The sequence below is a fragment of the Streptomyces sp. NPDC048441 genome, assembly GCF_043200235.1.
Taxonomy (GTDB): Bacteria; Actinomycetota; Actinomycetes; order Streptomycetales; family Streptomycetaceae; genus Streptomyces.
Map to the genome: position 1 here is coordinate 347419 of NZ_JBICXM010000007.1, position 24900 is coordinate 372318.

A 24900-nucleotide genomic window follows, 5' to 3' on the forward strand; every position below is an offset into this window, starting at 1 on the left:
CTTCTGCCATACGGAAATTTGTTTCCGCGAGGCGCCACTATGGCGGAGTGCCCGCTTCCGTAAAAGACCTCCAGATCACATCGGCGTAAATCTTGGATCTTGCTCCAAACCGCCGGAGCGGAACGGGGGGTTCAGCAGCGCTGCCGGTTCACCGTCAGGGTTCCCTGCTCAGTGGCCAGCGTGCGGTCGTAGCAACCGCCGTCGCCGTACACGCGGTAGCGCTCACGGGAGGTGCCGACGGCATGTCGGTCCTCGCGCGGGACGTTCGACGTGTACGTGGCGTCACCGTCGTAGCGGTCGTCGGTCACCGAACGGGCGGTGCGACGGCCGTCGTTCGTGGTGACCTTCTCCGCCCGGTCACCCAGGGCGATCTCGGTGCGCAGCCGGTCGCCGGTGCCGAGCGTCGTCGTGCCGTCCATCGTGTACGTCCGGTCGGTGCGGATCGCGCGGCCGTCGGTGGTGACCGTCTCGCGGTCGGTCCAGCGGGACTTGAGCGCGTCCTTCGACTCGCCGTCGGTCCAGCGGTGGACGGAGGTGTTGGCGAGCGCGCGGGTGACGGTCGTCTCGACGCGGCCGTGGGAGGTGTCGACATATCCCGAGACGCTGAGCCGGTGGCTTCCCGAGGTGTCGAGACGGTGCTCGCGCTCCGGCGAACCGGGCGTGTACGTGGCCTTGCTGGCAAGGTCACCAGCCTTGTGCGCGGTCAGCTTGCCGGTGACGTGCGCACTCTTCTCGTCCTGCCAGATCAGGATGTTGGTCGGGGTGTGCCAGCCGGTCGTCGCCTCCGGCCTGCCCGCGACGGACACCTCCACCTGGTGCGGGCGGCCGTCGTTGAGCAGCCCGGCGAAGGGCGTCAGGTCGTACTCGATGGGCTTGATGTCGAAGGCGCGGGGGCCTGGAATCACGTACCAGAGGAAGGGGTTGGACCAGCCGCCCGTCCACACGGTCGGGAACGGGGTTGCGACACCGGCGAGTTGACCGTCGACCGTGACCTGCACCTCGCGGTAGGGACCGTCCTCCGCCTTGCAGGAGTACGGCGCCGCGTCCGGGACCGTCAGATACCAGTACTCCTCGCAGCCGCCGCCGGAGCCGGTCGCGTAGACCTCGGCGACGATACGTTCGCTGTTGCGGGGCGTGGTGAGGGTTGTGCCTTCGCCCAGGGGCAGGACGCGGTCGGGGGGTGACTGCTTGCCCTTCACGGCTCGGTCCACCCCGTCCGCCTTCTCCGCCGCGTAGAACGTCAGAGTCGCCTTGACGTCGATGACTCCCGTGTACGTCTCGTTGACGACGTTCCCGATGAGCATCTCGACCCGCTGGTCGTGCCCCAAGGTCTCGCGGTAGCGCGTGACGTCCTTCTCCACGGACCAGGTGATGCCGTCGGCCGACGGCTCCGGGGTGGACGTACGGAAAACCTCGACGCCACCTATGCGGAGATAGCCGAGGCGGTCGTACTGCCGGCCCTTGACCTTTCCGTCGAGCCGCAGGACCACCTTGCCCCAGTCCCCCGCGCCGCATTTCCCGGGCGGGGCGTAGGTGCCCTTGTAGGGCGTGAAGTCCTTGAACTGCGCCTCAGCCACGGTCACTTCGCAGGACTTGGTGTGCGGCTTCGGGACGGGTGGTGCAGCCGTGACCGGGTCGTGCCAGTCGTTGCCGAACTCCGGTGGGGGCGTGTCGGCCGCCGCCGGGCCCGCGCTGAAGAGTGTGCTCGCCGCGAGGGTGACCCCGGCGAGCATGGACATGACTCGTCGTCTCATGGGGGATTTCTACGGGGAGTCGACGATCACCGCAATGCGTTCCGGGGAGTCCGCCGGCGTCACGCGGGGGCTACTTCTCGAGGTTCGCCTTGTCGCCCATCACCACGACAGGACGCTGCTTCGGGTCGAGGTTCTTGAGGAGGTACTCCATGCCCGGCTTCGACAGGCTCACGCAGCCCGACGTACCACTGCCGTGGTCCATGTGCAGCCAGATGCTGCCGCCCTTCGACTGGCCCTGGGGGCGGGTCGGGTCGTTGGGCGGGGTGCCCTTGGCGCGGTTGTAGTCGATGGCGACGACGTAGTCGAAGTCGTGCCAGTGCGACTTGGCCCAGTAGTGCGGGGCCTGCATCGAGGCGCTCCGCGTGTACGGGAACTTCGCGCCCGGATCGGCGAGGACGCCGCCCGCGTCGGTGAGCGTGAAGACGCCGACCGGACTGCGCTTGTCGTTCTCGTGGTGGGCGGTGGTCCAGCCCTTTTTGCCGTTGTGCGCCGCCCAGCTGCGGGTCTTGTCCCACGTCGAGCCCGATTTCGTGTACAGGACGACGGTGGACTTGGCCGAGTCCACGCCCTCTCCGTAGACCGCTACGACCTGCCGGGAGCCCTTGGGGATCTTGTTCTGGAGGCCGTCGCCCACGTCGGGGATGCGCTTGAGGTCGGTCGTCGCCGACGCCTCGGCGCCCTTCGCCCGATTCCCGCCCGCCCCGTCCTGCTTCCCCTCGGCCCCCGCCCCGTCGTCCGAACTTCCGCAGGACGTCAGGAGAACACCGCAGGCCGCGACCGCGGCCGCCACTCGCACCGCACCGGCTATACGCATTCGTCCATGGTCGCACCCGGTTCACGCGGACCGTCCCGGCGCCCTGTCCCCGGCAGAGAACCGGCCGAATCTTTACTCTCCGACGGAAAATCGTTTGCTTCGCGCGACCGTACGAGGCGAACCTTTCACGGGCTGTTACCGCCGCCTGTTGCCTCTGCCTCCGCTCGTTTTCCCGCTCGTTTACCTCCGCTCGTTCTGCCTTCTCACTCCTCTCGTTCGTGCTCGTTCACGGCCGTCCGTTCACGCCGGCACTCTCCGCCGAACCGACGACCCCCTCTCCTAGACCTGGGACGTCATGCAGATTCGCGATCTTCCGTACACCGACCCGGGTATGCCGGATGCCCGCTCGGGCCCTCACTTCCTGCGCTGGCTCGGGCGGAATCAGCTCGACGGCCAGCTGAAAGCGCTCGCCTGGGGTCTGCTCCACTTCGGGGCCATCGCGGTGCTCCCGTACCTGGTCGGCTACGCCGTGCAGGCCGTGATCGACCGCTCCGGCGGGCGGCTCGCCGTGGCGGGCGCGGTGATGGCGCTGTGCGGCATCGGCATCGCCCTGGGCGACACCATGCTGCACCGCACGGCGGTCACCAACTGGATCACCGCGGCCGCCCGCGTCCAGCAGCTGCTGGCCCGCAAGACCGCACAGCTCGGCTCCGCGCTCACGCGGCGCGTCGCCGCTGGTGAGGTGGTCGCGGTCTCCACCGGGGACGTCGAGAAGATCGGCTGGTTCGTCGAATCGATCTCGCGGTTCATGGCGGCCGCGCTCACGGTCGTCCTGGTCTGTGTGGGCCTCGTCGTGTACCAGCCCGCCCTCGGCGTTGTCGTCGCCGTGGGCGTCCCGGTCCTCGCGCTCTCCGTGCTGCCACTGCTGCCGCGCGCCACCAAGCGTGCCGACCATCAGCGGGAGAAGGCCGGGCGGGCGACCGAACTGGCCTCGGACACTGTGGCGGGGCTGCGGGTGCTGCGCGGCATCGGTGGCGAGGAACTGTTCCTCGACCGCTACCGCCGGGCCTCGCAGGAAGTGCGTACGGCCGCCGTACGCAGTGCCCGCATGTGGGCGACGATCTCGGCGATCCAGGTGCTGATGCCAGGACTGCTGCTCATCGCGGTCGTCTGGCACGGCGTACACCTGGCCCGCGACGGCCGGATCACCGTCGGCGAACTGGTCACCGTCTACAGCGCGGTCACGATGCTGACGTACCCGCTGCGGCACTTCGAGGAGATCGCGATGGCCTACAGCTTCTCGCGTCCCTCGGCCAAGCGTGCCGCACGGGTGCTGTCCCTGGAGCGCACCACGCATCCCGGCGGGCAGCCCGGCGGCGGGCGGCGCGACGACGACGGGACGCCCGCAGGTGACCTCTACGACCCGGCGACCGGGCTCCTCGCCCCCGCGGGCCGTCTCACCGCCGTCGTGTGCGGCGACCCGGACGAGGCGGGGCGGCTCGCCGAACGGCTCGGCGGGCACGCCGCGTTCGACGGCGCGGAGGAGCTGCCGTCCGTGCTGCTCGGCGGGGTGGCCCTCGACGAGGTGTCACTGGCCACCGCCCGCACCGCCGTCCTCGTACAGGACAAGGACCCGGTCCTGCTGTCCGGCACGCTTCGCGGACTCCTCGACGTACCGGCATCGGGAGCGGTGAGCGCCGACAAGGCCCTGGAAGCCGCGCAGTGCTCGGACGTCCTGAACGCCCTGGCGCAGGCGTCGGTGGACGAGGCTCCGCTGGACGCCCACGTCACGGAGCGCGGACGCTCCCTGTCGGGCGGGCAGCGGCAACGCCTCGCGCTGGCCCGCTCGTTGGTGGCCGACCCGGATGTCCTCGTGCTCGACGAGCCGACGTCCGCCGTCGACTCGCACACCGAAGCGCGGGTCGCCGACGGCATCAAGGAGCTGCGCGGCGGACGTACGACCGTGGTCCTCACGTCGTCGCCGCTGCTCCTCGACCGGGCCGAGCGCGTCGTCTTCCTCCACGGGGGCGAGGTCGCGGCGGTGGGCGAGCACCGCGAACTGGTGCACAGCGAACCGCGCTACCGGGCGGTCGTGACGCGCGAGACGGACGAGGAGCGGGCACCGGCCTCGCTGGGGGACGGACGGACTGCCCCGGCGACTCTGACCGACTACGACATCGAGGAGACGGCATGATCGGCCTGGCGCCACCGGAATACGACCCGGCGGCCCCGACCACCGCGGACACCCTGCCCGTCGGCGCGCCCGCGACGGTAGGGGCCTACGTACGCGAGCTGGTCCAGCGGCACCGCCGGGCCTTCGCCCTGCTCGTCACGGTCAACACATGCGCCGTGATCGCCTCGATGGCCGGCCCCTACTTGCTGGGCGACCTGGTCGAGAACGTCTCGGACAGCGCCCGCGACCTCCACCTCGCGCGCACCATCGGGATCTTCACCCTCGCCCTTGTCGTCCAGGCCTTCTTCGTCCAGCAGGTGCGGCTTCGCGGCGCGATGCTCGGTGAGCGGATGCTGGCCGATCTGCGCGAGGACTTCCTCGTCCGTTCGGTCGGGCTGCCGCCGGGTGTGCTCGAACGCGCCGGAACAGGGGACCTGCTCTCGCGGATCACCACGGATGTCGACCGGCTCGCGAACGCCATGCGGGAGGCGGTGCCGCAGCTCGCGATCGGCGTGGTGTGGGCGGCGCTGCTGATCGGCGGACTCGCCGTGACCGCGCCGCCGCTGGCGCCCGCCCTCCTTGTCGCGGTGCCGCTCCTCGTCGTCGGCTGCCGCTGGTACTTCAAGCGGGCGCCGTCCGCGTACCGCTCGGAGGCCGCCGGGTACGCGGCCGTCGCCGCCGCCCTGGCCGAGACCATCGACGCGGGGCGCACAGTGGAGGCGCACCGGCTCGGCAAGCGCCGCGTGGAGCTGTCCGAGCGCCGCATCAAGGAGTGGACGGCATGGGAGCGACACACGCTCTACCTGCGCTCCGTCCTCTTCCCGGTCATCACCTTCACCCACACCCTCGTGCTCTGCTCCGTCCTGATGATCGGCGGAGTGTTCGTCCTCCAGGGCTGGATCGGCGTCGGCCAGCTGGCCACCGGCGCACTCATCGCACAGATGCTCGTCGATCCGCTGGGGATCATCCTCCGGTGGTACGACGAGTTGCAGGTCGCCCAGGTCTCGCTGGCCCGCCTGGTGGGCGTACGGGACATCGAACCGGACGCGGGCGACGGCTCCGCGACTCCGGACGGCCGCGATGTGCTCGCGGACGACGTGCACTTCGGGTACCGCGCGGGAGTCGACGTGCTGCGAGAGGTGTCGCTCGCCGTCGCTCCCGGCTCGCGAGTCGCCCTCGTCGGGCCCTCCGGCGCGGGCAAATCCACGCTCGGCAGGCTGCTCGCGGGGATCTACGCTCCGCGGAACGGTCAAGTGACCCTGGGCGGCGCAGAGTTGTCGGACATGTCCGCGGAAGAGGTGCGCACGCATGTGGCGCTGGTCAACCAGGAGCATCACGTCTTCGTGGGCTCCCTGCGCGACAACCTCCTCCTCGCGAGGACCGGGGCACAGGACGCCGAGCTGTGGGCGGCGCTCGGCGCGGTCGACGCGGAAGGCTGGGGGCGGGCCCTGGACGACGGCCTGGACACCGAGGTCGGTTCGGGCGGTTTCGCCCTGACTCCGGCGCAGGCGCAGCAGATCGCGCTGGCCCGCCTGGTGCTCGCCGACCCGCACACGCTGGTCCTCGACGAGGCGACCTCGCTCCTCGACCCGCGCGCGGCACGCCACTTGGAACGCTCCCTGGCACGTGTGCTGGACGGCCGCACGGTCGTGGCCATCGCGCACCGGCTGCACACCGCGCACGACGCGGATGTCATCGCGGTGGTCGAGAACGGCCGGATCAGCGAGTTGGGCAGCCATGACGAGCTGGTGGGGGCGGGGGGTGCGTACGCGGCGCTGTGGCGGTCCTGGCATGGGTGACCGGGAGCTCGGCGAGATCGGCGATGGGAGGAGCGCTTCATCACGGGGTGCCCTGTCGCCGAGCGCCGGCTCCTGGCTAGGGTGCCAGAATGGTTGCATCCTCCATAGATCCGGATCCCGACAGAGCCGTCGATCCGGGCGTGCCTGCCGGGACCGGCGTACCTGTCGATCCGGGCGTGCCTGATCGGCGCGGTCCGGTCCGGTACTTCTGGTGGCTTGTCACCTGCCAACGCCGACGCGTCGCCCTCGGTGCGCTGCTCGGCAGCCTGTGGATGGTCGGCCTGACGCTGCCGCCGTACGTTCTCTCGCGCGCCGTCGACGACGGGCTGCGCCCCGGGGACTACGGCACGCTCGCGGCATGGACTGCGGTGCTGTTCGGAGTCGGGGTGCTCAACGCGCTCCTCGCCATCCTGCGGCACCGCACGATGACCAGGATCCGCCAGGACGCCTACTTCCGTACGGTGCGGGTCGTCGTCCGACATGCGACGCGGCTCGGGGCGGAACTGCCGAAGCGCGTCACCGCCGGTGAGGTCGTCACGATCGGGCACGCCGACGTCGGCGTGGTCAGCCAGACCCTCACCCTCACGGGCCCCGGCGTCGGCGCGGTGCTCGCCTACCTCGTGGTGGCCGCCCTGCTGCTCTCCGTCGCGCCGCTGCTCGCCCTGGTCGTACTGCTCGGCGTCCCGCTGCTCGTGGTCCTCATCGGCCCGCCGCTGGGACGGCTGCAGAAGGTGGAGTCGGTCTACCGCGAACGTGAGGGCGGCCTCGCCGCCGTCCTCACCGACCTGGTGAGCGGGCTGCGCGTGCTCAACGGGCTTGGCGGCAAGGAAGTGTTCACCGCCCGCTACCGGGAGAGCTCGCGCGAGCTGCGGGACGAGGGCTACCGGGTCGGGGCGGTCCTGAGCTGGATCCAGGCCTTCGCCGTCGGCCTGCCGACACTGTTCCTGGCCGCCGTGACCTGGCTGGCCGCGCGGATGGCGGCCCAGGGAACCATCACCGTGGGCGAGCTGGTCGCGGTCTACGGCTACGTCGCTGTCCTCGTGCTCCCCGTCCTTTTCCTCATCGAAGCCGGATACGACATCACCCATGGGCTGGTCGCCACCCGCCGCATCCTGCGATTCTTGCGGATTGAACGGATGGACACGAAGGACGGTGCCACCTCGGGTGAGAGCTCGGTGGTCATGGCTTCCGAGCCCATCGCGCCCGGCACGCTGCGCGATCCCGTTTCCGGCGTCGTCGTGGCACCGGGCACGCTGACCGCGCTCGTCAGCGGCCGCCCCGCGGACTCCGCAGCCGTGGTCGACCGCGTCGGCCGTTTCGCCCCATCGCCCGCCACCTGGGGCTCGGACCGGCTCGACGCGCTCGCCCTGGACCGGGTCCGCGCCCGCATCCTCGTCGCGGACAACGAAGCCGATCTGTTCGCCGGTACGGTGCGCACGGCGATCGCCGGGCAGTGGGATCCGGACGACGCGGCGATCGCGAGCGCGGTCGACGCTGCCATGGCGGGGGACATCGTCCTCGCCCTGCCGGACGGCCTCGCCTCGCCGCTGGACGCGCAGGCCCGCAATCTGTCGGGCGGCCAGCGCCAGCGCATCCGCCTGGCCCGCGCACTGCTCGCCGACCCCGAGGTCCTCCTGGCCGTCGACCCCACCTCCGCGGTCGACGCCCACACGGAGGCTGCGATGGCCTCCCGGCTCCGCACCGCCCGCGCGGGCCGCACCACACTCGTCACCAGCACATCGCCCCTGGTCCTGGACCAGGCCGACGCCGTGTATTACCTGGTCGACGGCCACGTCACCGCCGTCGGCACCCACCACGAACTCCTGGCGGAGCAGCCCGGATACCGGGTCCTGGTGTCGCGCGGTCTTGACGCCGAGCCCCAAGCCGACGACGGCGCGGACGGTGGCTGCGAGACGGCAGGCGCCGGGGCCAAAAGCCCCGCGTGGACGACCGAGGCGGCACAGGCAGCACAGGAATCCCAGGAACTACGGATGTCCCCCGAGCCCTCCCGGCAGGCCACCCAGTGAAGGCCCGCCCCGAGCCCGCGCCCGGTCAGCTCCCTGTCGCCACTCCCGCTGACGTACGCCAGGCCGCGCTCCGGCTGATCCGCCAGGACGGACGCGCCTTCGCCGCCCTGCTCGCCCTCAACGCACTCGCTTCGGCGGCCGGGCTCCTCGGCCCCTGGCTGCTCGGCCGGATCATCAACACGGTCAAGGACGGCGGGGACGTCGCCACAGTGGACCGCCTTGCCCTCGGCATCCTGCTCGGCGCCCTGGCCCAGCTCGTCCTCGCCCGTTACGCCCGCAACATCGGTCACCGCTTCGGCGAGCGCACCCTGGCCCGCGTACGCGAGAACTACGTCGACCGAGCGCTCGCCCTGCCCGCCTCGATCGTCGAACACGCGGGCGCGGGCGACCTGACCGCCCGTGGCACCACGGACGTCGCGACGGCGGGCGTCGCCCTGCGCGACAACGGACCTGACATGTTCGTCGCCACGGTGCAGGCCCTGTTCATCTTGGGCGCGGTGTTCGCGCTCGACCCCCTGCTCGGTCTGTGCGGCGTGCTCGGCCTTTCGGGCATCTGGTTCGCCGTCCGCTGGTATCTGCGCCGCGCGCACGCCGCCTACCTGGCCCAGGGTGCGGCCCACTCCGCCCTCGCCGAGGTACTCGCCGCCACCGCGTCCGGTGCCCGCACGGTCGAGGCCTTCGGACTCCAGCAGCGCCGCATCACCGCCTGCGAGGAGGAGGTCGTCAGGTGCCACCGGGCCAGGGAACGGACACTGTTCCTGCGCAGCGTGCTCTTTCCGGCCGTGGACATCTCGTACGTCGTCCCGGTGGTCGCCGTGCTGCTCATCGGCGGCGTCCTCCACGAGAACGGCGCTGTCAGCCTCGGTACGGTGATCGCCTGCGCCCTGTACCTGCGTCAGCTGTCGCAGCCCCTTGACACCATCCTGCAGCAGGTGGAACAGCTCCAGAGCAGCAGCGCCTCGTTCGCGAGAGTGGAAGGTCTTGCCGGGACGGCGTCGGGGCCCGCGACGGCCTCTCCTCCGATCCCCGGTCCGGGCCCCGCACCCGTAGATGACCGGATCGACGTGATCGGCGCCTCCTTCGCCTACGACGGCGGGCGCGAGGTCCTGCGAGGCGTCGATCTGTCGGTGCGGCCCGGCGAACGGCTCGCGATCGTCGGCCCGTCCGGCGCGGGCAAGAGCACCTTGAGCAGGCTGCTCGCCGGAATCGACCCGCCACGCTCCGGCTCGGTGACCGTGGGCCGGGTACCCGTCTTCGGCCTTGATCCGGACCAGCTGCGCCGCCACGTCGTCCTCGTCACGCAGGAGCACCACGTCTTCCTCGGCACGCTCCGCGACAACCTGCTGATCGCCGCCGAGTCCGCCGCCGACGCCGAGCTGTACGCGGCACTCGCCGCCGTCGGCGCCGACTGGGCCGGGGAAATGCCGGAGGGCCTCGACACCGAACTGGGAGCGGGCGGCCACCGGCTGCACGGCGCGCAGGCCCAGCAGCTGGCCCTGGCCCGTGTCGTCCTCGCCGATCCGCACACGCTGATACTCGACGAGGCCACCGCGCTCCTGGACCCGACCACCGCGCGTGACACGGAGCGGGCGCTGGCAGCGGTGCTCGCCGGGCGGACGGTCATCGCTGTCGCGCACCGTCTGCAGACAGCCCACGACGCGGACCGGGTGGCGGTCATGGAGGACGGCCTGGTGACCGAACTCGGCACCCACCACGAACTCGTGGCCGCCGACGGCGCCTACGCCGCGCTCTGGCACTCGTGGCACGGCGAGCGACCGGCTGCTTCCTGAACCGCCGCGGCCGGGTGTGGAGAACCGGCCCCTCAGATGAAATTGAGCGCGGCGGCGCCGCCCACTCCCCCGAGCAGCATGAAGACCGGCATGAGCACCTTCAGCTCGATCCAGCTGCCCGCCCGGAACCGCATCATCTTGGGCGGCCCGATCGGGTACCAGCGCTTGCGGCCGATGGGAATGGGCCACAGCACCGGGCAGCCGGAGACAGTGAGGGCGTCCCCGATGTCGTGCACCAGAGCCCCGAGCACGATCGGCAGGCCCAGCCACAGATACTCCTGGCCCGGGGCGGTGAACAACCAGTCCGACCCGTTTCCGGGCTTGTCGAGCACTCCGGCGAGGATCCAGGCGCTCGTCGCGGCCAGGAGCCACACCAGCACGTCCGCGCTCGACCCGCGGGCGGCCCGCCACAGCAGACCCTCGATGGCCAGCACCATATGCACGAAGAGCAGCGCGAGGACCGCCCAGCGGCCACCGGCGATGGCGAGGGCGGAGGCACCCGCACCGATGAGGACCGCCCACAGCCAGGTATGGGTGAGCGTGCGGTGCCCACCGGCACGGCGCGGGTCGCCCTTCTTCCTTGTCGCTTTGTAGACGGCGGCCGAGAGCTTGTCGACGATCTCGCAGAGGCCCCTGGAGACGGGTCCGAAGGCCCGTGAGATCGTCGCCGACTTGTGGTCGAGGTCGGGTGCGAGCGCGGCCCCGGCGCAGATCAAGGCTCCGACGAGGAGGACCGGCCAGGGCATCGTGTGCCCCATGGCCGTCGCGGCCGCGCCGACGCCGAGCCAGGCCGCCGCCCCCGACAGTGAGTGTGCCGGACCCATCATGACTGTTCCCCGCCCCATTTCCGTTGTGCTGACGCCCCGTTGGCGACACAGCGTAGCGTTCGTGATCTTCGTACGGACCGCCGGTTCCCTGATCGAGTGAGAAGGAGGGCAAGATGGGGGTGTGACCCTTATTGATCAGCTGCCGCCGGATGCCGACCCCGATGCCCTCTTCGAAGCCTTCTCGACGTGGGCCGAGGACCAGGGGATCACTCTCTATCCGGCTCAGGAGGAGGCGCTGATCGAGGTGGTCTCCGGGGCCAACGTGATCTTGTCCACACCGACCGGCTCCGGAAAGAGCCTGGTCGCGGCGGGCGCACACTTCACGGCACTGGCCCAGGACAAGGTCACCTTCTACACGGCTCCGATCAAGGCGCTGGTGTCGGAGAAGTTCTTCGACCTGTGCAAGCTCTTCGGCACCGAGAACGTCGGCATGTTGACCGGCGACGCGTCCGTCAACTCCGACGCCCCCGTCATCTGCTGCACGGCGGAGGTTCTCGCGTCGATCGCGCTCCGGGACGGCAAGAACGCCGACATCGGCCAGGTCGTGATGGACGAGTTCCACTTCTATGCGGAGGGGGACCGCGGCTGGGCCTGGCAGATCCCGATCCTCGAACTGCCGCAGGCTCAGTTCATCCTCATGTCCGCGACGCTCGGCGACGTCTCGATGTTCGAGAAGGACCTGACGCGCCGCACGGGCCGCCCCACCTCGGTGGTCCGCTCCGCGACGCGCCCCGTCCCTCTCAGCTACGAGTACCGGCTGACGCCGATCACCGAGACGCTCACCGAGCTTCTGGAGACCAGGCAGGCCCCGGTCTACATCGTGCACTTCACGCAGGCACAGGCCGTCGAGCGCGCGCAGTCGCTGATGAGCATCAACATGTGCACCCGTGAGGAGAAGGACAAGATCGCCGACCTGATCGGCAACTTCCGCTTCACCACCAAGTTCGGCCGCAACCTCTCTCGGTACGTACGCCACGGGATCGGCGTGCACCATGCGGGCATGTTGCCCAAGTACCGGCGGCTCGTGGAGAAGCTGGCGCAGGCCGGTCTCCTGAAGGTCATCTGCGGCACGGACACCCTCGGCGTCGGCGTCAACGTCCCGATCCGTACGGTGCTGTTCACCGCCCTGGCCAAGTACGACGGGACGCGTGTACGGACGCTGCGCGCGCGGGAGTTCCACCAGATCGCCGGCCGCGCCGGCCGCGCCGGATTCGACACGGCGGGCCTGGTCGCGGCGCAGGCGCCCGAGCACGTCATCGAGAACGAGAAGGCGCTCAACAAGGCGGGCGACGACCCGAAGAAGCGCCGCAAGGTGGTACGCAAGAAGGCGCCCGAGGGCTTCGTCGGGTGGACCGAGGAGGGGTTCGACAAGCTCATCACCTCCGAGCCCGAGCCGCTGACCTCCCGCTTCCGGGTCACGCACACCATGCTCCTCGCGGTGATCGCCCGTCCGGGCAATGCCTTCGAGGCGATGCGTCACCTTCTTGAGGACAACCACGAGCCGCGCAAGCAGCAGCTGCGGCACATCCGCCGCGCCATCGCCATCTACCGTTCGCTGCTCGACGGTGGCGTGGTCGAGAAGCTCGATGAGCCGGACGCCTCGGGCCGCATCGTGCGTCTGACGGTCGACCTCCAGCAGAACTTCGCGCTCAACCAGCCGCTGTCGACGTTCGCGCTGGCCGCCTTCGACCTGCTCGACAAGGAATCGCCTTCGTACGCCCTCGACATGGTGTCCGTCGTCGAGTCCACCCTGGACGATCCGCGCCAGATCCTCGCCGCCCAGCAGAACAAGGCCCGCGGCGAGGCCGTGGCCCTGATGAAGGCGGACGGCGTCGAGTACGAGGACCGCATGGAGCGGCTCCAGGACATCACGTACCCCAAGCCTCTGGAGGAGCTCCTCTTCCACGCGTACAACGTCTACAAAACGAGCCACCCGTGGGTCGGCGACCACCCGCTCTCCCCGAAGTCCGTCATCCGTGACATGTACGAACGGGCGCTGACCTTCACGGAGTTCACCTCCGTCTACGAACTCGCCCGCACCGAGGGCATCGTGCTTCGCTACCTCGCGAGCGCGTACAAGGCGCTTGAGCACACCATCCCGGACGACCTGAAGTCCGAGGACCTGCAAGACCTCATCGCCTGGCTCGGTGAGATGGTCCGGCAGGTCGACTCCAGCCTCCTCGACGAGTGGGAGCAGCTCGCCAACCCCGAGGTCATGACCGCCGAGGAGGCCCAGGAGCGCGCCGACCAGGTCAAGCCGGTCACCGCCAACGGCCGCGCTTTCCGCGTCCTGGTCCGCAACGCGCTCTTCCGCCGCGTCGAGCTCGCCGCCCTCGACCACGTCGAGGAGCTGGGCGCCCTGGACGCCGAGTCCGGCTGGGACGCGGACGCCTGGGGCGAGGCCATGGACAAGTACTGGGACGAGTACGACGATCTCGGCACCGGCCCCGACGCGCGCGGACCCAAACTGCTGCTCATCGAGGAGGAGCCGGAGCACGGTCTGTGGCGCGTCCGACAGACGTTCGCCGACCCGAACGGCGACCATGACTGGGGTATCAGCGCGGAGGTCGATCTCGCGGCCTCCGACGAGGAAGGCCGCGCCATCGTCCGGGTCACCGACGTCGGCCAGCTCTGACCGCGTACCGCTGACGCCGATCGCACCGACCTTCCCCCCGGACAGGAGTCGAGGAACCGCCATGAACAATCCCGCCGACCGTCTTGTCGACCTGCTGGACCTGGAGCAGATCGAGCTCAACATCTTCCGCGGCCGCAGCCCGGAGGAGTCCCTCCAGCGGGTGTTCGGCGGGCAGGTCGCCGGGCAGGCGCTGGTGGCCGCGGGGCGCACCACCGAGGGTGATCGCCCGGTGCATTCGCTGCACGCGTACTTCCTGCGCCCCGGCCGTCCGGGCGTGCCGATCGTGTACCAGGTCGAGCGGGTACGGGACGGGCGCTCCTTCACGACGCGCCGCGTCACCGCGGTCCAGCAGGGACGCACCATCTTCAATCTCACCGCTTCCTTCCATCAGCCCGAGGAGGGCGCCTTCGAGCACCAGCTGCCGCCGCGCATCACGGCTCCCGACCCCGAGTCGCTGCCGACGGTCGCGCAGGAGATCCAGGAGCATCTGGGCGCGCTCCCCGAGCAGCTGGAGCGCATGGCCAGACGTCAGCCCTTCGACATCCGCTACGTGGACCGACTGCGCTGGAGTGCCGAGGAGATCAAGGACGCCGAGCCGCGCAGCGCGGTCTGGATGCGTGCGGTCGGCCCGCTGGGTGACGATCCACTCGTCCACACCTGCGCGCTGACGTACGCGAGCGACATGACGCTCCTGGACGCCGTCCGCATTCCGGTGGAACCGCTGTGGGGCCCTCGGGGCTTCGACATGGCTTCGCTGGATCACGCCATGTGGTTCCACCGTCCCTTCCGCGCGGACGAGTGGTTCCTGTACGACCAGGAGTCCCCGATCGCGACGGGGGGCCGTGGTCTCGCGCGGGGCCGTATCTACGACATCGAGGGCAGGCTGCTGGTCTCGGTCGTACAGGAAGGGCTGTTCCGGCCTTACGGGGAGCGGCACATGGACGGGCGGCCGTCGACGGATTCGTGAGTGACGGGTTCGTGAGTGACGGATTCGTGAGTGACGGATTCGTGAGCGGCCGCGTCAGCCCGGCTTCTTGCCTGGTTCCGTAGTCTCGCTCTCGCCCTCGCCCTCGGCGTCGATGTGCGGGAGTAGTCGGCCCATCCAACTGGGCGCCCACCAGGCGGCTTTGCCCAGGAGGGTCATGACCGCGGGCACCAGCAAGAGGCGGACCACGGTGGCATCGATGAGCACGCTCGCCGCGAGGCCGAGCCCCAGCATCTTCACCACGATGTTGTCGCTGATGAGGAACGCGGCGAAGACGCTCACCATGATCAGTGCGGCACAGGTGATGACCCGTGCGGTGATTTCCAGGGCGTGGGCGACGCTCGCCTTGGCGTCCCGGGTGCGCAGCCACGCCTCATGGACCCGGGACAGGAGGAAGATCTCGTAGTCCATGCTCAGTCCGAAGACGATCGCGAACATCATCATCGGTACATAGCTCTCGATCGGGACCTTCCCCGAGACCCCGAGCGCAGGCCCACCCCACCCCCACTGGAAGACGGCTACTACGACCCCGTACGAGGCGGCGATCGACAGCACGTTGAGCACCGCTGCCTTGACCGCGACGAGCAGGCCGCGGAACACGACGAGGATGACGAGGAAGGCCAGGGCCACGACCACCGCGATGATCAGTGGCAGCTTCTTGGAGACGATCTCCAGGAAGTCGGCCTGCGCGGCGGTCGTCCCCGTGACGTACGTACCCGCCTTCGTCCCGGACACCGCCTGCGGCAGCACGTCGTCGCTCAGGTGCTCGTGCAGATCGGTGGTCCGCTCGTCCTGCGGAGCGGCCACGGAGTAGGCCGTGGAGATCAGGACGTCGCCGTCCGACGTGGCCTTGAGCGAGGTGATCGCGGCCGCGTCGGATACGTCGGTGAGGGCCTTCTGCGCCTGGGTCTCCAGTGCCGCCCTGTCCGACTGGGGCACGTCGCTCTGGTCGATGACGAGGGTCATCGGGCCGTTCGAACCGGGTCCGAAGGCGGAGGACATCAGGTCGAAGGCGCGCCGGTCGGTGAAGGACTTCGGGTCCGCCCCGTCGCCGATGTGCCCGAGCTGGATGGAGAAGACCGGGACCGACAGGACGGCGAGCACGACGGCACCGCCGATGAGGAACCACCAGGGCCGTCTCTCCACGCGCTGCGCGTAGCGGTGCCAGCCGCCCTGGTCCGTCACCCCCGAATCGGTGTTCGTCTCGGCGATCGGGGTCCGCACGCGGAGCATGTCGATCCGCCGCCCGATCAGGCCAAGGAGCGCCGGGACCAGTGTCAGCGCGCCGAGTACCGCCGTGACGACGGTGACCGCGGCGGCCAGGCCCAGCTTGCCGATGAACGAGATCCCGGAGACCCACAGGCCGGACAGAGCGATGATCACTGTGCACCCGGAGACCAGCACCGCCCGGCCGCTGGTCGCCGTCGCGTGACCCGCCGCTGTGAACGGATCCTGACCCAGGAGGTTCTGACGGTGGCGGGTGACCAGGAAGAGGGCGTAGTCGATGCCGACGCCGAGACCGATCATCGTGGCCAGCGTCGGCGAGACCGTGGCGAAGGTGAACGCGGCCGCAAGCAGGCCCAGGCAGGCAAGGCCGCAGAGCACGCTGATCAGTGCGGTCACCAGAGGCAGCAGCGCCGCAAGCACGCTGCCGAATCCGATCAGCAGGACCACGATCGCCACACCGAATCCGATGGCCTCGCTCGTCCGGTCGTCCGGCTCCGGCCGGGCCAGCTCGCCCAGCGGGCCTCCGTACTCCACCTCCACACCGGCACTACGCAGCGGCTGCACCGCCTTGTCGACGCCGTCCAGATAGCCGTCACCCAGGGTGGAGGGCTGCACGTCGAAGCGGACAGTGATGTAGCCCGTCTTGCCGTCGGAGGACAGCGGCCCGAGATTCGGCGTGCCCGCGGGCTGCTGCTGCGCGGGCAGCGGGCTCTGCGCGGACAGCACGTGAGGGAGCTTCTGCAGGCTGCTGACGGCCGCGCCGACCTGGTCGCTCTCGTCGCTGAGGGGCTTGTCCGAGTCGTGCAGTACGACCTGTGCGCTGTAGCCGCCGGCCGCGGGCTCATGCGCCTTGAGGACGTCGAGGCCCGCCTGCGACTGGGTGCCGGGGAGGGAGAAGTCGTCGGAGTACTCACCGCCGTAGGCGTGGTTCAGGACCTGCAGCCCGACCAGGGCGGCCAGCCACACCACGATGACGATCACGCAGTGACGGGCACACCACTGCCCGATCCGCCGAAGTCGGCCCCGCTGTGACGGTGAGTCCGTCGGCCGTGGCTCACGCGGCCCATGTGACACAGACATACTTGCTCCCGTAGGCATAGGTCATTCCGGATTCAACGCAATGGCGGCGCTCTCGGCACCCCAGGGGCGGGGAAACGGGTGAAGGCTCCTGATTCCGGCAGCGGGGTGAGACGCCGGATCGAGAGGCCCTAGCCTGCTGACGACAACGGAACGGAATGTGCTCGCCGCATGGACGGCCGGGACATCAATGCCTCCGATCGCTCAGGTTGAGGCAGAGAAGGGGACGGGGCATTGACCACAGACGAGGACACATCCGCATCCAGGCACCGCGACCACCTGCTCGCCGAGGCCGTGCGGCTCCGCGAGGACGGTCACCGCGAGGAAGCGAAGGAGCGGCTGCTTGCCCTGTGCGAGCAGTTCCCCACGGACCCGGAGGTGGCGTACCAGACCGCGTGGGTGCATGATGCACTCGGCCTGGAGGCCGAGGCGGTGTCGCACTACGTACGCGCAGTCGAGGGACCAGGCCTTTCTCGCGACGACCGCCGGGGAGCCTTCCTCGGCCTCGGCAGCACCTACCGCATCCTCGGCCGCTATCCCGAAGCCGTCGCGACCTTGGGCGACGCGGTAGCCGAATTCCCCGACGACGCAGCCCTCAAGACCTTTCTGGCCATGGCGCTCTACAACACCGGCCGGGCACGCGACGCAATGGAAATCCTGCTATCCCTGCTCGCCACCACGAGTAAGGACCCGGACATCGCCGCCTACCGGCCCGCGATCGAGCATTACGCGAAGGATCTCGACGCAATGGAGTAGCGGTCGCCCCGCCTGCCGGTCCAACGACCAGTGCGACACAGGTACCTACTTCCCTGCCCTCGCCTTTCGTTGAGCGCAGGTCAAACTCCCCTGCGGCGCAGCCACTTGCGTAGCCCCCGCGGCTCGGCACCCCGCCCACTCACCTCGCCGTCGGTCCGTTCGTCCGGCTGTTCGTCCGGCCGATCGGCGGGCCGTGCCGAATGATCCGGCGCAGGGTGGGGGTGAGGCCTGGCTCCAGGGCCGCCTGGTCCAGATCCCGGTGTCGGCCGTGGCGCGGGGCGCAGCCCTCGGGCCTGCGAGAGGCCGATGGTGAGGTTCGCCCGCAACCAGCGAATCTCGTCCGGGTCGTTCGCGGTCGTCACCTTCTGGATGATCCGTGCCGCGGGCGACTCCGGTGCCCCCTGGGCGAAGCGCTCGGGCATGAGCCTGTGCACATAAGCGCGTTCGTACGGATCCTTGACGATTTCCGCGATCTGCACCGGGTCGAGCAGTGAAGCCACCGCCGCGGCACGCTCCCAGGGATCCTCGGACTGCCGCAGCAGCGCTCCCGCATGGCGGCCACGCCAATTCCGCGCCCGCAGGTCCACACCTGCCTCGAGCTGAGCGCGGATCGTGGCGGGCGACCTCCCGGTGAGCAGTCCGGCATTGATCTCGGATTCGGCGAACTGCCGTAGTTCCTCGGCGAGATAGAGCCAGACGACTGCTCGGTATCGGTTGAGGTAAAACTTTACGGGCGTCACGAATCCGGCGCGAGTGAGCCGGGTGAACCGGGCCGTGGAGATGTCCATGAGAGCCGCACCCTCCGTGGTCCCCACGGCTCTGATGTGTTCCACCCACGCCTCGGGGAAGCCCTCCCCGGCACGGACCCGCTCGATCTCCTCACGCGTGACGCGGCGCCGCTCACCGACCGCGTCACTGACGGTGCGGATGCGCCCCAGCATCACGGCCAGCTCGAACTCGCCGCGTTTCAGACCCAGTTCCCGTGCGGCGCGGCTCTGCGCGACCGATGTCTGTGCTGCCTGGTCGGCAGCGACTTGCGTGATCGTGTGACCTGTCATGGTGGTTCTCCCCCGTGAGGCGTCTTTGCTCTCGGGAAAACCGTAGCGCGATCACGTCGATCCGCGCTGAGCCTGTGGATAACTCTGACTGCGTCGCCGTTTCAGCAGGTCAGAGGTCTACGACCGGCATCCGTTCCGGCTGCCGGGCATCTACGCCGAGATGCTCGCCGACACGATTGACGAGGAGTGTCATCTCGTACGCGACCTGACCGATGTCGGCCTCGGCGGAACTGAGGACACACAGGCAGCTACCGTCGCCCGCCGCGGTGACGAAGAGGACGGCGTCGTCGAACTCGATCATCGTCTGGCGCACGCCGCCCGCCCGGAAGTGCCGCCCCGATCCCTTGGCCAGGCTGTGCAGACCCGATGAGACCGCGGCAAGGTGCTCCGCGTCCTCCCTCTTCAGTTCCGAGCTCGCTCCGGTCACCAGACCGTCGTTGGACAGCACCAGCGCGTGCCGTACGGACTCCATCCGCTGGGTCAAGTCGTCGAGCAGCCAACCGAGCCCCGTGTTCTGCACCATGTTCCCGTCTCCCGTTTTCTGCTCCCCCTGGCTGGAGGAACTGACCTGCCAGCCTTCCCCACCATCGGCGCCCCGGCAAGCATGATGAGGACATGGCACAGAAGATGACCGATGACCAATGGCGGGCCTTCGTCTCACACGGCACCCGCACCGCCAAGCTGTCGACCGTCCGGGCGGACGGCAGCCCGCATATCGCACCGATCTGGTTCCTGCTCGACGGGGACGATCTGGTGTTCAACACCGGGGCAGAGACCGTCAAGGGGCGGAATCTGGCGCGGGACGGGCGCGTGGCCCTGTGCGTGGACGACGACAAGCCCCCGTTCGCGTTCGCCGTGCTGCAGGGGCGGGCCGAACTCATCGACGATCTCGACGAGGTGCGGCACTGGGCGGCCCGGCTCGGCGCGCGCTACATGGGAGAGAGCCGCGCCGAGGAGTTCGGCAAGCGCAATGGCGTGCCCGGTGAACTCCTCGTACGCGTCAAGATCGACAAGGTCGTCGCGCTCGCCTCCGTCGCCAACTGACGGCTCAGCCCACCGTGTCGAGCAGCCGGGCGGTATGCATCCGCCCGGCGTACTCGACCAGGCGAATCAGCACCTCCTTTCCCGAATCACGGTCCCGTGCGTCGCACAGCACCACGGGGGTTCCACGGTCGAGGTCCAGGGCCCGCGACACTTCATGCGCACCGTACGTACGCGCGCTCGCGAAGCAGTTGACGGCCACCACGAACGGGATGTGCCGATGCTCGAAGTAGTCGACGGCGGGGAAGCAGTCCTCGAGCCGTCGCGTGTCCGCGAGGACGACGGCACCGAGCGCGCCCTGTGACAACTCGTCCCACAGGAACCAGAAACGGTCCTGCCCCGGCGTACCGAAGAGGTACAGCGACAGGCCCGACCTGATGGTGATGCGGCCGAAGTCCATGGCAACGGTCGTCGTGGTCTTCCGGTCCACGCCGCCGGTGTCGTCCACCGACTGGCCGGCCTCGCTGAGCAGTTCCTCGGTACGCAGCGGACGGATCTCGCTGACCGCGCCGACCAGGGTGGTCTTGCCCACCCCGAAGCCGCCCGCGACCAGAATCTTCAACGCCATGGCGGTCGTGTCGCCGCCCTCGGCGTCAGAGTGCTCGGAGCCCATCGATCACCTCTCGCAGGATCTTTTCGTCGGGTAGCTGTGCGGGAGGCACCGGTCGGCTCACCTTCACGCAGCCCATTTCCAGCAGGTCACCGAGCAGCACCCTGACCACACCCACGAGCAGATCGGCACCGGCCGCCAGCTCGGCGACCGACTGGGTCTCGGTGCGGCACAGTTCGATGAGCGACCTGTGCTCCGGTCCTAGCGCGGTGTCATCCCCGGGACCTGGCGCGTTCTCGTCCAGCCTGACGAGTGCGATCAGATCGAAATGCACTCCGCTGGGCCCCGGTTTCGTCCGTCCGCCCGTCATCGCGTAGGGACGGACCAGCGGTCCGGCCTCGTTGTCGTACCACTGGCTGCCCGCGTCGCGCGGGACGCCGCTCCTGTCCTCGGTCATCTGTGTCGACCGCCCTGCGTCATCCGGCGGCCGGTGGCTGCGCCGCGAAGCGCGGTGGCGTGTAGAGATGCTCGCCCACCCGCTTGACGAGGCGCGCCATCTCGTACGCCACCAAGCCGATGTCGGCCGTCACGGAGCTGAGTACGGCGAGGCAGGAGCCATCGCCCGCCGCCGCCACGAACAGGAAGCCGTCGTCCATCTCGACCATGGTCTGGCGCACTCCCCCGGCCCCGAAGTGCCGGCCCGCCCCCTTGGCGAGGCTGTGGAACCCGGAGGCGACCGCGGCGAGGTGCTCGGCGTCCTCACGGGTGAGGGCGGTCGAGGCGCCGACGGCAAGACCGTCGTTGGACAGCACCACGGCATGTCGCACCTCGCCGACGCGCAGCACCAGGTCGTCCAGCAGCCAGTCGAGTTCGCCGGACCGGCCGGCGGTGATGCTCTGATCCTGGATCATGCGTGGTCTCCTTCGGTGCTGTCACTGGCCGGTGCGGGCCCTGGAACGTCGGGGACGGCGCCGACGATGCCCGGACGACGACCACCACCGCGGGCCCAGCCGTCGCGGTAGGCGGACATCCGGTCCCGTACTTCTTCGGGATTGCGTTCGGTGTCCTCGCGCACGCTCACGGATCCGGTCGCCTCTTCGGGGCGTTGTTCGCGCAGTTGGGGGGCGAGGCTGGCCTGGCGTACACGGCGTGGGAGATCGTCCGTAGCTTCCGGGGCGCTGTCGGGCTCTGTTTCCGGGGACTTGTGCAGGCGGAGCGCGGTGACGCCGGGCGGTGTCGGCACCGGGAGCTCCGCCGACGCTGCCAGGGCGGGGCGGGCGGCCGCGGCAGGAACGGAGTTGCCGTTCACCGTTGCGGCACCGTGCACGCGCGCGTGCACGGCCTGTTCGCGGTCAGGATCCATGGTGTGAGCTCCGGTGCTCTCCGGCGTGCTGCTCTGCAGCAGTGCGGTGGGCAGCAGGACGACCGCGGTGGTGCCGCCGTAGGGGGATGTACGAAGGTGCACCTTCACCCCGTGCCGTGCGGCGAGCCGGCTGACCACGAAGAGTCCCAGTTGATCGCTGTCGAACAGGTCGAGCGCTTCGGACTGCTCGATTCGGCGGTTGGCCTCAGCGAGGGTCTCCCCGCCCATACCGAGGCCACGGTCCTCGATCTCCAGGGCATAGCCGTTGCCCACCGGTTCGCCGTTGACCCGCACCTTGGTGTGGGGTGGCGAGAACTGGGCGGCGTTTTCGACGAGTTCCGCCAGGAGATGGGTGAGGTCGGCGACCGCTGTTCCGACGACCGAGGCGCCGGGGAGTTGTCGCACCTCCACGCGCGCGTAGTCCTCGACTTCAGAGACGGCGGCGCGGACGACGTTCGTCAAGGAGACCGGCATACGCCAGGCGCGCCCCGGGGCGGCTCCGGAGAGGATGATCAGGCTTTCCGCGTGCCGCCTCATCCGGGTCGTGAGGTGGTCGAGCCGGAAGAGGTCACTGAGTTCGTTCGGATCGTCCGACCTGCGCTCCATGCTGTCGAGAAGACTGAGCTGACGGTGGACGAGGACCTGGCTCCTGCGAGCGAGGTTGACGAAGACACCCGAGATCCCGCTGGCGAGTTCGGCGCGCTCGATGGCGGCACGCAGGGCCGCCCGGTGCACCGTGCCGAGCGCTTCGTAGACCTGCCCCGTCTCATCCTCCGCGGGCGGGCCGGGGGGAGCTTCGGCGTGGATGTCGATCTCCTCGCCCGCGCGCAGTCTCCGCATGGCGTGCGGGAGTTTGCGACGAGCGATCTCCAGCGCGCCGTTGCGCAGGCTCACCAGCTCGACGACCAGGCCTCGCCCGATGCGTACGGAGATGACCAGTGAGGCGGCGACAGCCGCGAGCCCGAAGAGCACGGCGGCGCCTGCCGGCGTGAGTACTCCGCGGGTGAACGGGTCGGCCCGGTCGGCTGCGCTGCGGCCCGCGCCCACCTGGATGGCGCGGAGTTCGTCCTGTACCGCGGCGTGGGCACTGTCCCATGTGGCGGCCGGTGCCGCGTCGGCCGCCTTGCGGCCCGGGGGTGCGACGAGCACCTTGTCCTCGGTGGCGCGCACGTCGGCGTACGCGCTCCCCTCCGCGAGGTCATGCCAGGCCGCTCGTTCGGGTCCGCGCAGATCTGCCACGGCCGCGTCGGTCAGGGTCCGTCGCGTGTCGACGGTCCCGTTGAACTGCCGCAGTCGCTCGCCGTCCAGCGAGCCGTCGAGCCGGGCGCTGGCGAGCACGACGTCCTCGCGGGCCAGCATCTCGGACGCCCTGGAGAATTCGAGCAACACGCGTGCTTCGGAGCCCAGTTCGGCGTCCTGGATACCGGTGAGCGCGCCGCCGACTCCGAAGGCGGCCGTAATGGTCTTCGTGTACTGGCCATAGGTCGCGTCCCAGCCGGTTCGGCGGTCGAGCACGTCGGTCCGCAACGTGCTCAGGCCTTCAGCTCCGGAGACGAACGATTCGAGCCTGGACGCAACGCCGTTGGGCAGATCAGCGCCGTCGGCGACCGTCCGGTGCTCGCCACGGCGCAGCTTCGCCACCGCACGGTCCGTGCGTACCGCCCTCCTCTTGAGTTCGCTGCCGCGGTCGGGCGCGGGTACGGTCGCGTATCGCACGGCCGCCACCCGCTCGGCCTGCAGCGCGGCGACCGCGGCGTCGACGGGTCCTCGCACCTCGGCGTCGACGCGCTGCAGTTGCCGCAGGCGCGCCACGTCCTGGGCCGTGCTGACCGTCGCGTATCCCCACAGCGCGAGCAGCGAGACGACCGGCACCATCAGCAGGCAGACGATCTTGGCTCGTACGGTGCGGGGACGCGGCCACCAGTGCCCCTTGCTCGTGGAGGCCGTGAGAGGTCCGGCGCCCGACGGCGTTTCCGTTTCGGACCGTTCGTCGGCGGGCTGTCCCGCGTGCGCGCGGCGACCGCGTGCCGGGGGCCCAGGCTGCGGCGGCGCGGCGCCGTCGGCTGGGGCAGGGGTCCTGCGGGGTGTACGCATGGCCTCCTCGCTCGGAAGGTTTTCGGGGCGTGTGCCGGTGGGCCGTGACCCGGTCCGGGTACGCCTTATCGGGCAGCGCCCTCCACCGGCTGCTGTGCCGAGACGGAGGCCTCGCGCTCCCCTGTGGTCGGGGACAGTGCGACGAACGCCGAGGTCAAGAAGAGGTAGGACCCGAGGCCGACGGCAAGGGGGAAGATGAACTGCATCGTCGCGGCCCCGGGCAGTGCGGCGCCCGACTCGGTGACGCGCACGCGCACAGCCAGCATTCCGGTGTAGTGCATGCTGCTCACCGCTCCTCCCATGACGAGCGACGCGACGGCGACCGCGAGAGGTGACTTGATGTTGAGCGCCGCCCACAGAGCCGCGGTCGCGGCGACGACAGCGATGACCACGGAGAGGCCCACCAGCACGGGGTCGTAGCTCACGCTGCCGTGCAGCCGCAGCGCGGCCATGCCCAGGTAGTGCATGCTCGCGACACCGAGCCCGGTGGTGAGCCCGCCGAGCGCGAGCGCACGCCCGCGGTCACGGCCGTAGCCGACGGCGAAGACTCCGGCACCGACGACGACCATCGCGACGATCAGGCTCAGGAACGTCAGCGGCACGTTGTAGCGAATCTCGGTGCCGGTGACACCGAAGCCGAGCATGGCCACGAAGTGCATCGTCCAGATGCCCGTGCCGATGGCGGAGGCCGCGGTGATGAGCCAGTTGCGGCGTGATTTTCCCGTGGCCCCGAGCGCACGGACGGTACAGCGCAGCCCGAGAGCGGCGCCGATACAGGCCATCGCGTACGACAGCACGGGGGTCAGCCAGCCGAAGGTGGCGTGGTCCAGGTGTCCCATGGCTCCGGGACGCTAGTCCCAGCAGGGGCGCACTACGGGGGCGCAGTTCGAAAGGTGTTGGAATATGACAGAGAGAGGTTCCTGAACGATCGCGTCACGCTCGAACGTGTGCCCCCAACGCACATGCGAGTCGTTGCGGGATCATGGCCAG

Annotated in this window: 19 protein-coding genes; 8 read left to right on the forward strand and 11 right to left on the reverse strand. The window is 69.8% G+C overall.

The window, feature by feature from the left end:
- Positions 1–131: 131 nt before the first annotated feature.
- Positions 132–1754, reverse strand: a complete 1623-nt coding sequence (locus tag ACGFSB_RS20330) for a peptide-N4-asparagine amidase (RefSeq protein ID WP_393400916.1) — start codon at positions 1752–1754, stop codon at positions 132–134.
- Positions 1755–1824: 70 nt separating this feature from the next.
- Positions 1825–2568 (reverse strand): L,D-transpeptidase family protein, encoded by a 744-nt coding sequence (locus tag ACGFSB_RS20335; protein WP_393400918.1) that lies wholly within the window; start codon positions 2566–2568, stop codon positions 1825–1827.
- Positions 2569–2863: 295 nt separating this feature from the next.
- On the opposite strand from ACGFSB_RS20335, the gene ACGFSB_RS20340 reads away from it, so the two are divergent.
- The 4 genes from ACGFSB_RS20340 to ACGFSB_RS20355 all read left to right on the forward strand — a co-directional run bounded on the left by ACGFSB_RS20340 (position 2864) and on the right by ACGFSB_RS20355 (position 10297).
- Positions 2864–4702, forward strand: a complete 1839-nt coding sequence (locus ACGFSB_RS20340; RefSeq protein ID WP_393400920.1) for an ABC transporter transmembrane domain-containing protein — start codon at positions 2864–2866, stop codon at positions 4700–4702.
- Positions 4699–6480 carry an ABC transporter ATP-binding protein gene (locus ACGFSB_RS20345; RefSeq protein ID WP_393400922.1) on the forward strand — a complete coding sequence of 594 codons (1782 nt, stop codon included), beginning with the start codon at positions 4699–4701 and terminating at the stop codon, positions 6478–6480. The genes ACGFSB_RS20340 and ACGFSB_RS20345 overlap by 4 nt, the downstream gene beginning before the upstream one ends.
- An 89-nt stretch (positions 6481–6569) precedes the next feature.
- Positions 6570–8507 carry an ABC transporter transmembrane domain-containing protein gene (locus tag ACGFSB_RS20350; protein WP_393400924.1) on the forward strand — a complete coding sequence of 646 codons (1938 nt, stop codon included), beginning with the start codon at positions 6570–6572 and terminating at the stop codon, positions 8505–8507.
- Positions 8504–10297, forward strand: a complete 1794-nt coding sequence (locus tag ACGFSB_RS20355; protein ID WP_393400927.1) for an ABC transporter ATP-binding protein — start codon at positions 8504–8506, stop codon at positions 10295–10297. Before ACGFSB_RS20350 ends, ACGFSB_RS20355 begins: the two co-directional genes overlap by 4 nt.
- 32 nt (positions 10298–10329) lie before the next feature.
- On the opposite strand, the gene ACGFSB_RS20360 is transcribed toward ACGFSB_RS20355, so the two are convergent.
- Positions 10330–11124, reverse strand: a complete 795-nt coding sequence (locus ACGFSB_RS20360; RefSeq protein ID WP_393400930.1) for a metal-dependent hydrolase — start codon at positions 11122–11124, stop codon at positions 10330–10332.
- A gap of 121 nt (positions 11125–11245) precedes the next feature.
- Here ACGFSB_RS20360 and ACGFSB_RS20365 point away from each other — a divergent pair, with 121 nt between their 5' ends.
- Positions 11246–13759 (forward strand): DEAD/DEAH box helicase, encoded by a 2514-nt coding sequence (locus ACGFSB_RS20365; RefSeq protein ID WP_393400932.1) that lies wholly within the window; start codon positions 11246–11248, stop codon positions 13757–13759.
- 61 nt (positions 13760–13820) lie between these two features.
- Positions 13821–14726, forward strand: a complete 906-nt coding sequence (locus ACGFSB_RS20370; RefSeq protein WP_393400935.1) for an acyl-CoA thioesterase — start codon at positions 13821–13823, stop codon at positions 14724–14726.
- 54 nt (positions 14727–14780) lie between these two features.
- On the opposite strand, the gene ACGFSB_RS20375 is transcribed toward ACGFSB_RS20370, so the two are convergent.
- A complete protein-coding gene (locus tag ACGFSB_RS20375; protein ID WP_393400938.1) occupies positions 14781–17051 on the reverse strand; it encodes an MMPL family transporter in 2271 nt (756 codons plus the stop codon).
- 231 nt (positions 17052–17282) lie between these two features.
- On the opposite strand from ACGFSB_RS20375, the gene ACGFSB_RS20380 reads away from it, so the two are divergent.
- On the forward strand, positions 17283–17804 hold the full coding sequence (locus tag ACGFSB_RS20380) for a tetratricopeptide repeat protein (protein ID WP_393400941.1): 522 nt from the start codon (positions 17283–17285) through the stop codon (positions 17802–17804).
- Between the two features lie 80 nt (positions 17805–17884).
- On the opposite strand, the gene ACGFSB_RS20385 is transcribed toward ACGFSB_RS20380, so the two are convergent.
- Entirely contained in the window at positions 17885–18862 is a 978-nt protein-coding gene (locus ACGFSB_RS20385; protein WP_393400943.1) for a DUF6397 family protein, read from the reverse strand.
- Positions 18863–18971: 109 nt separating this feature from the next.
- Entirely contained in the window at positions 18972–19385 is a 414-nt protein-coding gene (locus tag ACGFSB_RS20390) for a roadblock/LC7 domain-containing protein (RefSeq protein ID WP_393400945.1), read from the reverse strand.
- Between the two features lie 92 nt (positions 19386–19477).
- Between ACGFSB_RS20390 and ACGFSB_RS20395 the strand changes: the two genes are divergently transcribed.
- On the forward strand, positions 19478–19906 hold the full coding sequence (locus ACGFSB_RS20395) for a PPOX class F420-dependent oxidoreductase (protein ID WP_393400948.1): 429 nt from the start codon (positions 19478–19480) through the stop codon (positions 19904–19906).
- 4 nt (positions 19907–19910) lie between these two features.
- Here the strand turns inward: ACGFSB_RS20395 and ACGFSB_RS20400 are convergent, their stop codons facing one another.
- The 5 genes from ACGFSB_RS20400 to ACGFSB_RS20420 all read right to left on the reverse strand — a co-directional run bounded on the left by ACGFSB_RS20400 (position 19911) and on the right by ACGFSB_RS20420 (position 24749).
- The gene (locus ACGFSB_RS20400; RefSeq protein WP_393400950.1) at positions 19911–20516 is read right to left on the reverse strand and encodes an ATP/GTP-binding protein; all 606 of its coding nucleotides are present in this window, start codon (positions 20514–20516) and stop codon (positions 19911–19913) included.
- Positions 20497–20910, reverse strand: coding sequence for a DUF742 domain-containing protein (locus ACGFSB_RS20405; RefSeq protein ID WP_393400953.1), 414 nt, complete (start codon positions 20908–20910; stop codon positions 20497–20499). The genes ACGFSB_RS20400 and ACGFSB_RS20405 overlap by 20 nt, the downstream gene beginning before the upstream one ends.
- A 19-nt stretch (positions 20911–20929) precedes the next feature.
- Positions 20930–21364: a roadblock/LC7 domain-containing protein gene (locus tag ACGFSB_RS20410; protein ID WP_393400955.1), complete on the reverse strand. Its 435-nt coding sequence runs from the start codon at positions 21362–21364 to the stop codon at positions 20930–20932.
- Positions 21361–23910: a nitrate- and nitrite sensing domain-containing protein gene (locus ACGFSB_RS20415; RefSeq protein ID WP_393400958.1), complete on the reverse strand. Its 2550-nt coding sequence runs from the start codon at positions 23908–23910 to the stop codon at positions 21361–21363. The genes ACGFSB_RS20410 and ACGFSB_RS20415 overlap by 4 nt, the downstream gene beginning before the upstream one ends.
- A 65-nt stretch (positions 23911–23975) precedes the next feature.
- Positions 23976–24749 (reverse strand): MHYT domain-containing protein, encoded by a 774-nt coding sequence (locus ACGFSB_RS20420; RefSeq protein ID WP_393400961.1) that lies wholly within the window; start codon positions 24747–24749, stop codon positions 23976–23978.
- Positions 24750–24900 lie beyond the last annotated feature (151 nt).

Bases quoted from the DNA above. Each gene is read 5' to 3' on its own strand.
- ACGFSB_RS20415 (WP_393400958.1), bottom strand. From the start codon at position 23,910: ATGCGTACACCCCGCAGGACCCCTGCCCCAGCCGACGGCGCCGCGCCG.
- ACGFSB_RS20360 (WP_393400930.1), bottom strand. From the start codon at position 11,124: ATGATGGGTCCGGCACACTCACTGTCGGGGGCGGCGGCCTGGCTCGGC.
- ACGFSB_RS20330 (WP_393400916.1), bottom strand. From the start codon at position 1,754: ATGAGACGACGAGTCATGTCCATGCTCGCCGGGGTCACCCTCGCGGCG.
- ACGFSB_RS20350 (WP_393400924.1), top strand. From the start codon at position 6,570: ATGGTTGCATCCTCCATAGATCCGGATCCCGACAGAGCCGTCGATCCG.
- ACGFSB_RS20420 (WP_393400961.1), bottom strand. From the start codon at position 24,749: ATGGGACACCTGGACCACGCCACCTTCGGCTGGCTGACCCCCGTGCTG.
- ACGFSB_RS20395 (WP_393400948.1), top strand. From the start codon at position 19,478: ATGGCACAGAAGATGACCGATGACCAATGGCGGGCCTTCGTCTCACAC.
- ACGFSB_RS20370 (WP_393400935.1), top strand. From the start codon at position 13,821: ATGAACAATCCCGCCGACCGTCTTGTCGACCTGCTGGACCTGGAGCAG.
- ACGFSB_RS20335 (WP_393400918.1), bottom strand. From the start codon at position 2,568: ATGCGTATAGCCGGTGCGGTGCGAGTGGCGGCCGCGGTCGCGGCCTGC.
- ACGFSB_RS20410 (WP_393400955.1), bottom strand. From the start codon at position 21,364: ATGATCCAGGATCAGAGCATCACCGCCGGCCGGTCCGGCGAACTCGAC.
- ACGFSB_RS20375 (WP_393400938.1), bottom strand. From the start codon at position 17,051: ATGTCTGTGTCACATGGGCCGCGTGAGCCACGGCCGACGGACTCACCG.
- ACGFSB_RS20400 (WP_393400950.1), bottom strand. From the start codon at position 20,516: ATGGGCTCCGAGCACTCTGACGCCGAGGGCGGCGACACGACCGCCATG.
- ACGFSB_RS20405 (WP_393400953.1), bottom strand. From the start codon at position 20,910: ATGACCGAGGACAGGAGCGGCGTCCCGCGCGACGCGGGCAGCCAGTGG.
- ACGFSB_RS20390 (WP_393400945.1), bottom strand. From the start codon at position 19,385: ATGGTGCAGAACACGGGGCTCGGTTGGCTGCTCGACGACTTGACCCAG.
- ACGFSB_RS20340 (WP_393400920.1), top strand. From the start codon at position 2,864: ATGCAGATTCGCGATCTTCCGTACACCGACCCGGGTATGCCGGATGCC.
- ACGFSB_RS20345 (WP_393400922.1), top strand. From the start codon at position 4,699: ATGATCGGCCTGGCGCCACCGGAATACGACCCGGCGGCCCCGACCACC.
- ACGFSB_RS20385 (WP_393400943.1), bottom strand. From the start codon at position 18,862: ATGACAGGTCACACGATCACGCAAGTCGCTGCCGACCAGGCAGCACAG.